General features: G+C 59.1%; 12 protein-coding genes and 1 pseudogene. 9 read left to right on the plus strand and 4 right to left on the minus strand.

The features are described from left to right. Positions 1–101 precede the first annotated feature (101 nt). Together ABRP95_RS07235 and ABRP95_RS07240 are read left to right on the plus strand one after the other, a co-directional pair. Complete coding sequence (locus ABRP95_RS07235) at positions 102–1,076, plus strand: bile acid:sodium symporter family protein (protein ID WP_349839152.1); 975 nt, start codon at positions 102–104, stop codon at positions 1,074–1,076. 6 nt (positions 1,077–1,082) lie between these two features. Beyond that, positions 1,083–1,391, plus strand: a complete 309-nt coding sequence (locus tag ABRP95_RS07240; RefSeq protein ID WP_349839153.1) for a hypothetical protein — start codon at positions 1,083–1,085, stop codon at positions 1,389–1,391. Positions 1,392–1,402: 11 nt separating this feature from the next. Here the strand turns inward: ABRP95_RS07240 and ABRP95_RS07245 are convergent, their stop codons facing one another. Genes ABRP95_RS07245 through ABRP95_RS07260 form a run of 4 tightly spaced genes read right to left on the minus strand, consistent with a single transcriptional unit; the run spans position 1,403 to position 4,539 of the window. Continuing rightward, positions 1,403–1,735, minus strand: a complete 333-nt coding sequence (locus ABRP95_RS07245; RefSeq protein WP_349836826.1) for a branched-chain amino acid transporter permease — start codon at positions 1,733–1,735, stop codon at positions 1,403–1,405. Continuing rightward, positions 1,736–2,467, minus strand: coding sequence for an AzlC family ABC transporter permease (locus ABRP95_RS07250; RefSeq protein WP_284853911.1), 732 nt, complete (start codon positions 2,465–2,467; stop codon positions 1,736–1,738). It lies immediately after the preceding gene. A gap of 39 nt (positions 2,468–2,506) precedes the next feature. Continuing rightward, positions 2,507–3,103 (minus strand): YqgE/AlgH family protein, encoded by a 597-nt coding sequence (locus tag ABRP95_RS07255; RefSeq protein ID WP_349836827.1) that lies wholly within the window; start codon positions 3,101–3,103, stop codon positions 2,507–2,509. Next, on the minus strand, positions 3,103–4,539 hold the full coding sequence (locus ABRP95_RS07260) for a CCA tRNA nucleotidyltransferase (protein ID WP_284770795.1): 1,437 nt from the start codon (positions 4,537–4,539) through the stop codon (positions 3,103–3,105). Before ABRP95_RS07260 ends, ABRP95_RS07255 begins: the two co-directional genes overlap by 1 nt. Before the next feature lie 31 nt (positions 4,540–4,570). Here ABRP95_RS07260 and ABRP95_RS07265 point away from each other — a divergent pair. The 7 genes and pseudogenes from ABRP95_RS07265 to ABRP95_RS07295 all read left to right on the plus strand — a co-directional run. After that, a pseudogene (locus ABRP95_RS07265) lies at positions 4,571–5,233 on the plus strand (NUDIX hydrolase); the annotation flags it as partial. Continuing rightward, positions 5,233–7,464: a DUF6049 family protein gene (locus tag ABRP95_RS07270; RefSeq protein ID WP_349839154.1), complete on the plus strand. Its 2,232-nt coding sequence runs from the start codon at positions 5,233–5,235 to the stop codon at positions 7,462–7,464. The pseudogene ABRP95_RS07265 and the gene ABRP95_RS07270, both read left to right, overlap by 1 nt. 20 nt (positions 7,465–7,484) lie before the next feature. After that, complete coding sequence (murJ, locus tag ABRP95_RS07275; protein ID WP_349839155.1) at positions 7,485–10,922, plus strand: murein biosynthesis integral membrane protein MurJ; 3,438 nt, start codon at positions 7,485–7,487, stop codon at positions 10,920–10,922. 111 nt (positions 10,923–11,033) lie between these two features. Beyond that, complete coding sequence (locus ABRP95_RS07280; RefSeq protein ID WP_023024584.1) at positions 11,034–11,567, plus strand: YceI family protein; 534 nt, start codon at positions 11,034–11,036, stop codon at positions 11,565–11,567. 301 nt (positions 11,568–11,868) lie between these two features. After that, the gene (locus ABRP95_RS07285) at positions 11,869–12,240 is read left to right on the plus strand and encodes a hypothetical protein (RefSeq protein ID WP_284770791.1); all 372 of its coding nucleotides are present in this window, start codon (positions 11,869–11,871) and stop codon (positions 12,238–12,240) included. Between the two features lie 91 nt (positions 12,241–12,331). Beyond that, a complete protein-coding gene (gene pepN, locus ABRP95_RS07290; RefSeq protein WP_284770790.1) occupies positions 12,332–14,851 on the plus strand; it encodes an aminopeptidase N in 2,520 nt (839 codons plus the stop codon). Between the two features lie 93 nt (positions 14,852–14,944). Then, positions 14,945–15,493 (plus strand): RNA polymerase sigma factor, encoded by a 549-nt coding sequence (locus ABRP95_RS07295; protein WP_349839156.1) that lies wholly within the window; start codon positions 14,945–14,947, stop codon positions 15,491–15,493. The last annotated feature ends 29 nt before the right edge of the window (positions 15,494–15,522 follow it).

A 15,522-nucleotide genomic window follows, 5' to 3' on the forward strand; every position in this document is an offset into this window, starting at 1 on the left:
GCATGGTTTCACGTGAAACTATGCGGCTTAAAGGGTACACGGGAGAAAATTATCTCCACAACCTTTCGTGGAACCACGCGCGACGGTTTACACTTTTGGTCATGCTGCACAGACTCAAAAAGCCGGATCCGCTCATCGTCCTCATTCTTATTGCCGTGGCAATCGCGATCATTGCACCGGCCCGCGGCACCTTCGCTGACGTCTTTGACAGTCTGACGAATGTGGCGATCGCACTGTTATTTTTTCTCTATGGCGCGCGGTTATCCACCCAAGAAGCTTTAAATGGGCTCAAGCACTGGCGGCTCCACCTCACCATTCTCGCGTTCACCTTCGTTATTTATCCCCTCATTGGCTTGGCACTGCAGCCGCTCACTGGATTCATTACGGACGATATGTACATGGGGATCCTATTCCTCACGCTAGTCCCGTCCACCGTGCAGTCCTCAGTGGCGTTTACCTCCATTGCCAAGGGAAACGTATCTGGGGCCATTGTCTCCGCCTCAACCTCCAACTTGGCCGGCGTCCTTATCACACCAGTCCTAGTCATGCTTCTCATGGGTACCGGTTCCGGGCTGCATATCGATACCTCCGTCTTTGGGGAAATCTCCCTCCTACTCCTCGCTCCATTCGTGCTGGGCCAATTAACCCGACGTTGGATAGCGGACCTCGCACAAAGCAAGGCTACAAAGGTGGTGGACCGCGGCTCCATTGCCATGGTGGTCTATTCGGCCTTTTCTAAGGGCGTGGTCGATGGAATTTGGTCCTCCATTTCTGTTTGGGAGATTGTCTTCCTCGTCGTATTCGCTGCGGCATTCGTCATTTTCATGTTGTGGCTGACGCGGTTTATCTCTGGAAAACTGGGGTTTTCTCGCGCCGATACCATAGCGATCCAGTTCTGCGGATCCAAGAAGTCCTTAGCCACTGGTCTTCCCATGGCCTCTGTCATCTTTGCCTCCGGATCGACATCGCTCGGGCTCTTGATTCTCCCACTCATGATTTACCACCAGGTGCAGCTGATGATCTGTTCATTGTTGGCATCCCGGTACGCCCAGCAGGACGAAGAACAACTACACTAGGTGGCCATGGCTAACTACCTTTATGTACGCACCGAACTCTCCGTCCCGGGAGTGGGCTCAGCGGTCCACCTCGCAGAATTAGAAGAACACGATGCCCAGCGCTGCCGCATGCACCGCATGATCGCTCTGGACCCCGCGGACTCCGTCGTCGGGGTAGCGACCCCAAATAGTTCCACGGGAAACGTGGACAAGCCGCAAGAAATGGTTCCGCACCCCGATACCTACGATGAGTTCCCGGATATTAGCGCCCGCTACATGGACCAAGAACAGTTTGAGGCGCTCTGGACGGAAGCTACCACCAAGTTTGGCCTTTAGCTAAGCGCGGGCTAAAGCACCACGTTCACCAGCAGCATGTAGAAAGCGGTACCGCCAAAGATGGATAATCCGGAATCCCGCTTCCACCTGTGCAGCCCGACGGTGACCAACACGCCCAGCAACACTGGCCATAAACCGCCGGTGTCGTCCGCCTGTCCGGCAACGGCATAGACCACCAAGATGGTCATAACGCCCACGGGCATCATCATGCCCAGCAGCGAAAAGAACTCGCTATCCTTCATCCATTTCTTTGCGGAGAAGGGAAGCTCCCGCAATAAAACGGTCACGATGCCTACGGGGATAAGGACTGCGGCAATCGCACCTAAGCTGACTCCAGCTGGCATTTAGTTCTCCTCCTTCGCGGTCGTGGAGGCAAGCGGCTGCAGCCGCCAGGTGAGCGCGTTATCTACGCGAGGCGAAAGATAGCGAATGATGAGCAACAGGAAATAAGCGCTCAAGGAGACCATCAGCAACTGTCCCGGGGTAATGAAGGCAGCGAGAATGCCCAAGACCGCGGCTGATAGCGGGAGCGACAGATCCTGATTATTGCGGAAAGAGTCCATCGCTAGAACGACGAATAGGGCGACGAGGGCGAATTCCATTCCCTCAACGGAGGAGGGGATTACCTGGCCGGCGAGCGCACCAACGAGTCCGCCACCCACCCACAGAATTTGGCAAAAGATTTGAATACTCAAAATGCGGATGCCGGTAGGCCGCTCCTCGCGCGGCAGCGCCGAGACGATGGCATACGTTTCATCCGTGAGGGCATAGGTGGAATAGGCCTTGCCCACGGGGGAATTAATCCGCTTGCGGGGAAACGTTAGCCCATAGAAGATATGGCGGAAATTCACCATAAACCCGGTAAGGAGCGAGGAGAGCGCGGAGACTCCGCCGGTAACCATGGAAATGGCGAGAAACTCCATAGAACCGGCGTAGATGACGATGGAAAATATGGGCGTCCACCACCAGCTAAAGCCGGATTGGACCATCAAGAGGCCAAACGCCAAGCCCAATGGAATTAGCCCGAGAGCCGCCGCCCACGTGTCTTTAATGCCCTTGTGGATTTCCTCGCGCATACGGGTTAGTGTAACCGATCACTTTCCGCCGCCTAGGAATTAATTATCATCCACATTTACGGGATAGGTGGAATACAACGGCAGGGGCATAGGCTGGCGTTTCATGACATCGGCCCATAAATCGGCCTGGCCAGGGGCCACCACGTCCTGCGCTAGGGCGGGTGCCACGAACCATTCACCGGCCTCGATTTCTTCCTCCAGCTGCCCGGGGCCCCACTCGGCATAACCGGCAAACATGCGCATGCCGGTAACCAGCGGCTCGATATCTTCCGGGTTGGAGCGCAGATCCACGTGCGCTAGGCGCGGTGCAAGGCGGCTGAGTTGTTCTTCTTTATCTGGGTCCACGCCTTGCTTAGTCTGCGCCAAGCCCACGACGGATTGTTGGTTGAGCGGGCCACCGATATACAGCGCCTGCGGTTTAGCGACGACGGGCATCCATTCTGGGAGCACGTTAAAAATGGCCACCTCTGAGCGCTTGGTAAGGTCCACGCCGAAGGTCATCATGTCATTGTGCTCAACCAGCAGGATGACGGAGCGGGCAAATTCCGGGGACAGCATCCCCGGTGCGGACACGAGTAGTTGCCCTGGGGCGGGTTCGTTGCGCTCGAGGGCGTTAAATAATCTATCGGCAAACATCACTGTTTAGACTCCCACCACTGGCGCAACTTCGCAATAGCTTCTTCCCGCTCGAGGGGGCCGTACTCCAAGCGCATTTCCTTCAAATAGGACCAGGCCTGACCCACTTCGGGCCCAGGGGAGAGGCCCAAAATCTCCATGATCTCGTTGCCATCTAGATCCGGGCGCACCCGTGCGAGGTCTTCCTTGCGGCCGATCTCCGCAATTCGCTCCTCCAGCTGGTCATAGGTGCGCTGCAAGCGGCGCGCCTTTTTCGCATTGCGGGTAGTGCAATCGGCACGCACCAGCTTGTGCAGGCGGGGGAGAAGATCACCCGCGTCGTTAACATAGCGCCGCACGGCAGAATCGGTCCATTGATTTTCCCCAAAGCCGTGGAAGCGCATGTGCAGGTAGACCAACTGACCAATATCTTCCGTCGTGGCCTTGGGGTATTTCAGCTTCCGCAGCCGCTTCCGCGTGAGCTTGGCGCCCACCACTTCGTGGTGGTGGAAAGAAACCTTGCCGTCGGTGTTATCGAAGGTATCGGGCTTGCCGATGTCGTGCAGCAATGCCGCCCACCGCAATACTAGGTCGGGGCCGTTTTCTTCTTGATCCATCGCCTGGCGCAGTACCTTCAACGAATGCGCATATACGTCCTTGTGCTGTGCGTGCTCGTCCGTGGTCATGCGCAGGGCAGGGATCTCCGGGAAGATATAGTCCGCAATCCCGGTATTGACCAACAGGTCGATGCCATCCCACGGCGCTTTGCCGCACATGAGCTTATCCAGCTCCACTTGAACGCGCTCTACCGTAATGCGCTGGATCTCTGCCGCCATATCGCGCATGGCAGCAACCACGCGGTCTGCCACGTGAAACTCTAATTGGGACGCAAAACGCGCGGCACGCAGCATCCGCAGTGGATCATCGTGGAAGGAGATTTCCGGTTTATCCGGGGTGTCGAGCACCTTATTGGCCACATCGTGAAGGCCGCCGAGAGGATCGTGGAACTCAAAGGTGGCATCGGCAAGCAGCTCAATAGCCATGGCATTGACCTTGAAATCGCGCCGGACCAAATCGCCTTCCAGGCTATCGCCGTAGATGACCTCGGGGTTGCGGGACTGCCCATCATAGGAATCAGAGCGGAAGGTGGTGATTTCTATCTGTTGGCCCTTGTACACGGCGGATACGGTGCCATAGGCAATGCCGGTATCCCATACCGTTTCGGCCCACTCATCCAGGATTTCCTTGACCACCTCTGGGCGCGCTGGGGTGGTGAAGTCCAGATCATTGCCCAAGCGGCCGAGGAGGGCATCGCGCACCGAACCGCCCACAAGGTAGAGGGCATGTCCACGCGCGCTGAATTTCTCCACCAGCCCGCTCAATAAGCCACTGAGCGAGTTCACGGTAGACTCCGCGCGCGCAAGAACGCCGATTAACTGAGTGTCCTGAAAATTCACGGGTGAGAGTCTACTACGATTGGCAGGGATGACTAACCAAGAACAAGGCTCCGCGCAAGGCCCCTCCAAAGGAGGCGGCCGTAGCCGTAACCGGCGCCGGCGCCGGCGGCGGCCGGATAACCGCACGCGCCGCACTAACCAGCAGCGCAGGCAGCAACGCGGTGGCAATAATCACGGCACCTCCACCGTCATGGAGACCCGCGATGAGACATCTGCGGGCGGGCTCGTAATCTCTGGGCTCGCCGAGTGCGTCGATGGCAACGGTAAAGCGGACCTGTCCCGCGTCTACGTAGCGCTGATTGGGCGCTTAGACCGCCGCGGCCGTTTATTGTGGTCCATGCCCAAGGGGCACGTGGAAAATGACGAGGCCAAGGAGGTCACCGCAGAGCGAGAGGTATGGGAAGAAACCGGTATTTCCGGCGAGGTTTTCGCTGACCTCGGCGTGATCGATTATTGGTTCGTCTCTGATGGCGTCCGCATTCACAAGACGGTGCACCACCACCTGCTGCGCTTTGTGGACGGCATCATGAATGATGAGGATCCAGAGGTCACCGAGGTGTCCTGGATTCCCGTTTCTGAACTCATCGAGCACTTGGCGTACGCGGACGAACGCAAGCTCGCGCGCATCGCGCACGATCTCCTCCCAGATCTCGCACGAAAGGAAGCCGACGCAGGGAAAGCGACCCCACGCTAATGCACAAGCGCCTCAAATCACTTGCCGCGGCTGGCGGTTGCGCGGTACTTGCCGGTTGGGGATTGTTCTTACCAAGCGCGGCGGCCCAAATGGACTCTGTTCCGGACGAGCAGATGGATATCCAAGCCTGGTTGGGCGCGCGCGGGCCGGAGCGCGCCGATCTGGATCTTATCGATGCCCAGCCCTTTACCGTAGGCACTGACATGCGGCTGCGCTTCCGCGTGCATAACCCCACCGATCAGCCCTTGGAAGATCTGCAGGTAACGAGCCGCCGCGGCGATAGCGTTGCTGATGCAGCAGAAGCGCGTACAGAAATGGCCACCGGTGATTTTCCTTATTATGGCTCTGGCATGACCACCGCACCGCTGCAGCCAGGTGAAACCCGGGAAATAAGCTTTACCGTGCCCAGTGGCTTAGATGCCGAGCGCACCTTGGCAATCAATGAACCGGGCGCCTATCCGCTGCTATTTACCCTGACCGGTACTCTCGAGGGCGATGCGGTGAGCCTAGCGGAAGAGCGGTTTGTGGCCCAATTCTCCGGAGAAGAGCCGACTGGTGTCGCGGCGGCCGCGACACCAGAAGAAGCGGCACCAGAAGAAGAACACGACGATGCCGAGGAGTCCCAACCGCACGATCTCACGGTGGTTTATCCCATCAGCGCGAACCTGGACATCCTCCCCGGCGGGCTTGGGGGAGAAGAGCTCATCTTGTCCTCCGATGAGTTAGGGCACGAACTGCGCGAAGGCGGCCGCCTCGATACGTTGGTTTCTACCTACGAGGATCATGACCTGCAGGGGGCCGGCTGTGTGGCCATCGACCCCGCGCTGCTCGATACCGTCAACCGCATGTCGCAAGGCTATACGGTCAATTCCACGCGCCCCGCGCAAGGCGATCGCCCCAAGCGCCTGCGCGATTCTTGGTCGCGGAGCAGTGACGATGACAAAGGAGAGCCAGGCGAAGCTAAAAATGATGCCGCGCGGTGGCTAGAGCGCCTGCGCGAGTTGGATTGTTTCATCGCCATGCCCTGGGCCAATGCGAATGCCTCTGCGGTGGCTAGGGCCAATAATCCTGCCCTTCTCTTTGAAGGTTTACAGCGCGGCAACCAGACCATCGAGCGCATCCTGGGCAAGGCGCCGGCCAGCAATATCCTGGCGGTAGGTTCCGGTTATATTGACCAAAAATTGCCGGTGCCATCCCTAGTTGCGGATAATTCGAACTGGTCCGGCGAGGCCGCGACTTTCGATGCCTCCCTTGGCGCCCTGCTATCCCAAACCGGCTCCAAGCCACAGACGGTTGGTTATTCCAACCCGGAGCTGCGCTATGACTACTCCAAAGATTCTGCTTTGTCTCGCGCCATCACGGGCGGGGCGGCCCTCAGCCTTGCGGGCGGGGAAGATACCGTGGCCAAGCTTCCCAACTACCTTGACCCAAGCGCGGCCGAGCATGCACTCGCCGCCGCGGAAGACCTGCTCAAGTCCGGCCACTCCCGCCCCCGCGGGATCAGCTCGGTGGAATTGCAACAAGGCGATCCCAACGCTCCTACCGGTAGTCCCTTTATCGATCCGGCGGTCTTTTCGGAGCCGGAATTGGCCCGCGTTGAGCAACAGGCGCGCTATACCGATGAGCTGATGAATATCGTGGTCGATGACCCTGATATCACCATGACGCGCTCTGAATTCGTGCTGCCGCTGCGCCGCGATCTCCTCAACTCGTTATCGCTTAATAATCGCGATAGCTTGGGCACCCACGCCGCGGCGCGCGAGTCCTTTTCCCGCACCATGGAGATGCACTCCAATACGCTGCGGGATCTGCGCGATTCTGTCTCCCTCATCCCCCCGGGAAATGTTTATACCCGCGTATCTGAGTCATCGCCGCTACTCATCGTGGCCGAAAATGGCTTGCCATTGCCGGTGGAGGCAAAGCTGCAATACGATGCCCCCGATGGCGCGCGGCTCAACACACCCAAAAGCGTCCGTATTCCCGCTAAGGGCTCTATTACTGTATCCATGACCGCTGATATGCCGAAGGACGCGGATCGCACGGACATTGGGCTGTGGCTGGCCACTCCTAAAAATCAGACCATCTCGCAGCCCATCACTATCTCCGTGCAGACACGTGCCGGTATCGTAACCTTATACGCTGCCGGCATAGCCGGCGCTCTCGTGCTGGTTTTGGCTACGCTCTTTCGGCTTGGCCGTCACCGACGCAAAAATCACAAGGCTGAAAAGTAAAAGTTGAAGTTGTATCCTCTATGACCGAAAAAGATGGCCGCCAGGCCCACCACGCGGAGAAGGCACCTGCGGGCGCGGTAGACCCCACGGATACCGCCCCCAATGCGGAAGAGAACCGTGTCCCGGTTACCGTCGGCGCGCGCGGCCGCATCGTGCGCGCCTCTCCACCCGCACCGGTACCAGAAAAGCGGCCCAAGCCCTCAATGCAGAACACGACTGTTCCCCCTGAGGAAGATAAGTCCGCGCTGACTGGCCGCAATGCGGAGATCGAGGCCTCCAATCAGGACGTGATCCGCGCGACGGGAACGATGGCCATTGCCACGCTGCTCTCGCGCATCACCGGCTTCCTGCGGCAGATGCTTATTGGCGCCACCCTTGGTGCCACGGTGGGAACGGCCTTCAGTAGCGCCAACCAGATCCCCAACCTGGTCACCGAAATCGTGCTGGGCGCGGTACTGACCTCACTGGTGGTTCCGGTCTTGGTGCGCGCGGAGAAGGAAGACTCGGACCGCGGCGAAACCTTCGTCCGAAGACTTTTTACCCTGGCGTTTTCCATCCTGGGCATCGTTACCATCCTCTCCGTTATCTTCGCGCCATTATTAACGAGGATGATGCTGCCTGAAGATTCCAAGGCCAATGCCGTGCAGGCAACATCATTGGCCTTCTTGCTCTTGCCGCAGATCCTTTTCTACGGCCTTTTCGCCCTCTTCCAGGCGGTCTTAAATACCAAGAATATCTTCGGCCCTGGCGCCTGGGCACCGGTGATCAATAACATCATCTCCATCAGCGTCCTGCTGGCTTATCGCTTTTTGCCGGGCCGCCTCGACCCGCACGAGCCTACGCCGGTGGCGGATCCACACATCATGCTGCTGGGCCTGGGCACCACCACTGCAGTGATTGTGCAGTGCCTGATCCTTGTGCCGTACCTGAAAAAGGCCGGCATCAACCTGCGCCCGAAGTGGGGCCTCGATGCCCGCATCAAACAATTCGGCGGCATGGCGCTGGCCATTATTACCTACGTGGCCATCTCCCAGCTGGGTTATGTGGTCACCTCCCGCGTGGCGGCGTATGCCGATGCCGGTGCGCCGCTAGTGTACCAGAACGCGTGGCTGATGCTGCAGGTGCCCTATGGCGTTATCGGCGTGACCTTGTTGACCGCCATCATGCCGCGTCTTTCGCGCAATGCCGCCGATGGCGATGTCGATGCCGTGGTACGCGACCTCACCTTGGGCACCAAGCTGACCTTCATCGCGCTAATCCCCATCGTCATTTTCATGACGGGCTTCGGCGTGCCCATTGCTCGCGCCCTGTTCCAGTACGGCGCCTACGGCGCGGATAGCGCAGAGCAGCTCGGCCTCACCATCAGTTTTTCCGCCTTTACCTTGATCCCCTATGCGCTGGTGCTGCTGCACCTGCGCGTTTTCTACGCTAGGGAAGAGGCGTGGACGCCCACCTTCATCATTGCCGGCATCACGCTGACTAAGGTCGTGCTGACCTTGCTGGCGCCGTTGATGACCAGCAACCCGGACCGAGTGGTTATCCTCCTCGGTACCGCCAACGGCTTTGGCTTTGTCTCCGGTGCGGTCATCGGCGGCTTCCTGCTCAAGCGCAAGCTGGGCAGCCTGGGAGGCAAGGCCGTAACCCAAACGGTCCTTTGGTCCGCCGGCGCCGGCGCGGTCGGCCTGGTTGTGTCGTGGGCGCTGTACTGGCTCATGCAATTGGTCTTGCCGGAGCAACTGCCTTCAATCGTCTCGCTGGTCAAGGTCGTGGCGCTGGGCATCGTCTTTGTGATTATCACCGGGCTCGTCCTGTCCAAGTCCTCCCTGCCTGAGGTGCAGAACCTGGCCCGCGCCCTCCAGCGCATCCCGGGAATGTCCCGGTTCATCACGGTGGACAGTTCCAAGGCCATCGAGGTCGAGGAACCAGACCTGCAGGAAATCCAGCCGGTCTATACGCAGGATTCCTTCAATGCCACCTTGGTGCCGCCACCGATGTCCGCCGGTATCGTCCGCGGCCCGCGCTTGGTCCCCGGCGCCCCTGTCTCGGACGGCCGCTTCCGCCTCCTGCAGGATCACGGCGCTGTATCCGGCGCCCGGTTCTGGCAGGCCCGCGAACAATCCACCGGCCGCCTCGTGGCGCTGACGTTCGTCGATACCAATACCCAGGCGCCCATCGCACCATCGACGCCCACGGTCTCTGCCCGCCGCTCCGCCGAAATCTCCCGCAATACGCGGCGTTTGGCCGAGCTCAACCTGGAGACCATGGCGGATAATATCGAGATTTTGTCCTACCGCACCGGCTGCCTGGTGGTGGCGGACTGGTTTGAGGGCACCTCCCTCAAGCAGGTGGCAGAGGCAGATAACCTCGACCCCAATTCCGTTGCCCGCGCAACCGCGCCGCTGTTTGCCGATGCCGCCACGGCCCACGACGCCGGCCTCATCCTCGGCGTGGAACACCGCGACCGCTTCCGCGTATCCACCTCCGGCATCGTCAAGGTTGCCTTCCCCGCAGTGCTGGATGGGACGTCTGCAGAAAGCGACCGCGAGGCCCTCAGCTCCGCGCTGAGCATGCTGGTCGAATCCACCGAACCATCGCCGAAGAAGCTGCGCGATATTTCCGATGACGCCAATCTCACCGCCGATGAGGCTGCAGAGCGCCTCGAAGCAGCGCGGCTGGCCTTTGACGCCGCGGATGCAGAAACCCGCGAAGAAAAGTTGGAAGAGCTGCAGGAGGCGGAGGGGCTGACCTCGGCGGGCATCGCCAAGCGCCTGCGTGAATTCGCCCCAGAAGAACAGGAAGAAAAAACGGAGGCCCTCCCCGTGGTCGTTGAAGATGAACCCTCGCAGGAAGAGGATCCGAAGCAAGAACCAGGTTTTGGTGGCCGCGGTTACTCGGGTTCCGGCGTCGTGGTCATCGGCATTTTCGCCACTATCTTCGTCGTGGGCATGGCAGCGCTGACGACGTGGGTGATGTCCCTGCTCAGCGATGTGGAAAAGACCGGTTCCGTTACCGAAACCGTGCAGGGCTCCACGATGATCCCGAATACCCCGCCGGTGCACCTCAAGGAATCTTCCGCTATTACGGTGCCAGACGGCGAGGATAATGAGCAGCTTATCGATGGCAAGACGATCACCACCTGGTCCACGAAGGAAACCGGTTCAGGCGTGTTACTTACGCTGGATAACCCGGCCCACCTTTCGGTCATGACCGTGACCCACACCAGGTCCAATGGCGCGCACTATGACATCTACGGCGTCAACAAAGACGATTTCGATCCGGAACACCCGCAGCTGAGTTCCCTTCCCAAATTGGCGGAGGGCAAGTTCAAGCACGCAAACGAGGATTTAGAGTTGAAGGAGACGCCCCAGAAATTCGATGCCGCGCTCATAGTCATCACGGATCTGCCTAAGTCAAAAGAGGTTACACTGGGGGAGGTCCAGCTTGTGGGCCATCCTTAATACCGAGGTCAGCGGGTTGGAAAAAGAATTTTTACTTCAAGGCTTGACTAAAGTGCGTAGTCGAGTATCGTAGTTGGTGTTACATCAACAACAACGTTAGGAGAATCAATTATGTCCCTCGCAGCAGGTACCTACACCATCGACAAAGAGCACACCGTTATCGGCTTCGTTACCAAGCACGCCATGGTCACCAAGGTGCGCGGCAACTTCGGTGAATTCGAAGGCACCATCAACGTCGCCGAGAACATCGCGGACTCCACCGCAGAGGCCACCATCAAGGCTGACTCCATCTCCACCGGCAACGAAGACCGTGATGGCCACGTAAAGAACGAAGACTTCTTCAACGTGGAGGAGTACCCAGAGCTTTCCTTCACCACCACCAACGTCAACGTTGATGAGGACGGCAACGGCACCGTCACCGGTGACCTCACCATCAAGGGCACCACCAAGTCTGTCGACCTCAAGGTTGAAGAGGTCGCTACCGCTGAGGACCCATTCGGCAACTTCCGTCTGGGCTTCGAGGCACAGACCAAGATCAACCGCAAGGACTTCGGCATCGACTTCAACGCTCCGCTCAAGACCGGCGGCGTCCTCGTTTCTGAAGACATCAAGATCGAGCTCGAGGTTTCTGCCATCAAGCAGTAATCGCACTTCCTTGAAGATCTTGGGCCTCACAGCCCCCCTGGTTACCAACCACTAAAGCCCGCGCCGCCTCGCCGCCCGGCCGCGGGCTTTAGTCATATTCCCTGCCCAAGGCTTTCAAGCCTGCGCCCGCGCTAGGGTGGCACGGGCCCATACCAGAGCAAACTCACCCTTCCTCTGCTCCTAGCATGCAATAATGATGGTGTACACCTCCCTTAGGTACGCGGATTTGATGTGTGAGTCTGCGCCTACGCGAATGATCGAGCAGATCTTGATTGCCGGGACGAGACGCAAGGAGAACACCATGAAAAAGGCCACTACTTCACGGGGCCTCACCTACGCATCGCTGGGGATATTAGCGTTCTCCTCGTCTCTGTGGGCTATGTACATGCAAGACAATGCATTTGCGATTATTGGCCTGCTTTGTGGAACGGCGGTCACCGCGTGGCAGATTCATCACTATAAGGCGACGATTCCACTTGCCGTTGATTCCATTGCGATAACTTTCGGGATTGTGTCAGCTGTGGGCTTTGCGCTCAGGGAGAGCCTTTCAAGTTCCGCAATGGCATCGTTTAGCTATGCCACGGCTGGCGCATTGATCGTATACCTTATTTTCGCTATTGATCGTATACCTTATTTTCGCTGCTATCGCGATTATCGAATCTCGGGAAAGTGAGAGCTGAGCCCGGCAGCACAACACTCCATTTATCGTTTTCACATCCGATATCTCGTTAAATCTCTCACTGCGGTAACTATAGTTTCTAACTATGACGACACAACGCGATAAAACCCAGCACGAGCTGCTTCAGGAGCGCGCCGCAGCAGTAGACCTGTGGGCATACCACCTGCACCTGGACTTATCTCAGGTGAAGGAAAGCCCCACGTTCGGCGCGACGAGCCGCATAGAGCTCACCACCACCGAGCCCGAGCTTTTCGTGGACTACTTGGGAGAATCGGTAGAGCAGGTAACGGTTAACGGTCAGGCGCAGGACGTCGATTTTGATGGCAGCCTTATCCGCCTCCACGGGCTACCGGTGGGGGAGGAGCTGACGATTGAGGTCACTGGCGCCTCGCGCTACTCGCGCACGGGCCAGGGTTTGCACCGCATGCACGACCAGGCCGATGACGCGACCTATCTGTACTCGCACCTCGAGCCTTCCGATGCCCGCCGCATCTTCCCCTGCTTTGAGCAGCCGGACCTCAAGGCGCCGTTCCACGTCACCATGACCGCGCCGAAGGACTGGCAGATCCTCTCCAACCAGCCGGAGGCTGAGCGCGAGGAGCACGGGGACAATGCTACGGTCCGTTTTGCGCCCACCCCGCCGCTTTCTACATACCTCACCTCTTTTGCGGCTGGGCCATATAAGTATCAGGAGCGCACCTGGATCTCGCCGGATGGAGGTCACTCCGCGCAGCTGCGCGCCTTTGCCCGCGCCTCCATGTTTGAGTATTTAGACGAGGAAATCCTGGAGCTTACCGCGCAGGGCATGGACTATTTCCACGAGAACTTCGGCTTTGCCTACCCTTGGGGCAAGTACGATTCCATCTTCGTTCCGGAATATAACCTCGGCGCGATGGAGAACCCGGGCCTGGTGACCTTCACGGAAAGCTATATCTTCCGCTCTAAGGCCACGCGCAGCCAGAAGGCCGCTCGCGCAAATACCATTTTGCACGAGATGTCCCACATGTGGTTCGGCGATCTTGTCACCCCGCAGTGGTGGGACGACCTCTGGCTCAAGGAGTCCTTTGCCGAGTTCATGGGCGCCGATGCCTCCGTGCACGCCACCGCCTATGAAGAGGCCTGGGTCAACTTCGCCGGCCAGCGCAAAAACTGGGCCTACCTGCAAGATCAGCTTCCCACCACACACCCCATCAAGGCCGAGATCCCAGACGTGGATGCCGCGCGCCAGAATTTCGATGGCATTACCTATGCCAAGGGCGCGGCGGTGCTCAAGCAGCTCGTGCACTACGTGGGACGCGATCACTTTTACGCGGGTGCGCGGGATTACTTCCAGGAGCATGCGTTTGCCGCGGCCACCTTCGATGACCTGCTCACGGCCCTGAAAAAGCACACTGACCGTGACCTCGATTCCTGGTCAAAGGCGTGGCTGCGCACCTGGGGTCCGGACACCCTCACCCCGGAGCTGCACACGGAGGGAGAGAAGATTACCGAGCTCGCGGTGAACGCCGAGGCCGAGGATACGACCCGCCCGCACCGCCTGAGCGTGGCGCTTTTTGATGCCCGCCTGAACAAGTACCGCGAGTTCGACATCGACCTTCCCACCGGTGGTCACCGCACCATCGTGGATGAGGCAGCGGGGGAGAAGGCCCCGGCATTGCTGCTGCTTAACGATGCCGACCACACCTACACCAAGGTCCGTTTCGACGATGCTTCGCTTGCCACCATCAAAGATCACCTCTCCGAGGTCCAGGATGGGCTCAGCCGCGCGGTCATCTGGACCTCGCTGTGGAACCTCACCAGGGACGGGGAGTGGACTGCGGAGGAGTACGTGGGGGTCGTCGCCAAGCACGCGCCCGCAGAGACCAATGCCACGCTGCTGACCACCGCCTACGGCAATGCGCACTTTGCCATCCAGCACTATGTGGCCGAAGACCGCCGCGAACAGGTGCGCGCCGAATTCGCCGATGCGCTGTGGGAACAGCTCGGCACTGCGGATCCAGGCTCCGATGCGCAGCTCATTCTGGCCCGCACCGCCATTGCCGCGCTGGCCGCAACGCCTAAGGCCTCCGGAACCGAGCGCCTGCGTGACCTGCTCGCTGGCACGGTGGAGGGCCTGCGCCTCGATCCGCAAATCCGCTGGTCCATCCTGCGCGCCCTGGCCGCCCGCGACGCCGTCGAACTGGCTGAGCTGAAAGCAGAAAAGCAGCGCGATAATACGCTGACCGGCGCCGCCGAATTCTTGGGCGCTAGCCACGCCTTCCCCACGCCGGAGACCAAGCGGGCCGCCTTCGATAGCGCGCTGACGCCAGAGGAATATTCCAATGCGGAGGTCGATGCCCTGCTGGCAGGCTTCAATGCCCCACGCTCGGCAAAGCTGCAAGAAGATTTCGCCGAAGAGTTCTTCCGCCGCGTCGAAGACATCTGGGATAACCACCCGATAGAGATAGCCAACCGGCTGATCCGCGGCCTCTACCCGGAATCTTCCATGGCGGAGTCCGCTACCACGGATCTCCTGCACAAGGATCTGCCGGGTGCGCTGCGTCGCGTGCTTCTGGAGTGCCGCGACCACCTGCGCCGCACCCTGCGTGTGCGCGCCCAACAATAGAAGGTCAATAAACTGTACCGCCGCCGGTTAGCGCCGGCGTTCTCCTCGGGTCACAATTGCTTTAACACTTGTTGATCCGGGGGGAATCTACAGATGCCATTAAGTCCTGACCACAGCGACGAAGAATTAGTTGATGCTTTTATCGAGGGGGATAATAAAGCCTTTTCCGCCATCGTGGAACGCCACCGCAAGCGGCTGACCACCGTGGCGCGGCGGTATACAAGGAATGAATACGATGCGCAGGATGTCGTGCAAGAAGCCTTCCTGCGCGCTAGCTGCAATCTGCATAACTACCGGCGGGAATCGGCCTTAAGCACGTGGCTACACCGCCTGGTGAAAAACACCGGCTACGACTATTTAAATCACCGGGCTAATAGGGAAAACGCCTCGCTCGATAGCGATGATTTTGCCGATGATCGCAATCCGCTGCTGGCACACAACCCATCCGAAAATCTGGCGGAACAGCTCGTCGTCCGCGAGACCATGGAGCTTTTAAGGCAAGATCAGCGCGAAGCCCTCATGCTTACCGATGTCGCCGGGTTCCGCGTCAACGAAGTCGCCACCGCCCAGGGCGTAAAGCCTGGCACCGTTAAATCTCGCCGGGCACGCGCGCGGGAGGTCTTACGCGAAGCCATCTGCTAATTACGCGGCCCAAGTCAGAAAGCTTGGGC

The organism is Corynebacterium sp. KPL2895 (assembly GCF_040225815.1).
GTDB classification, from domain to species: Bacteria; Actinomycetota; Actinomycetes; order Mycobacteriales; family Mycobacteriaceae; genus Corynebacterium; species Corynebacterium rhinophilum.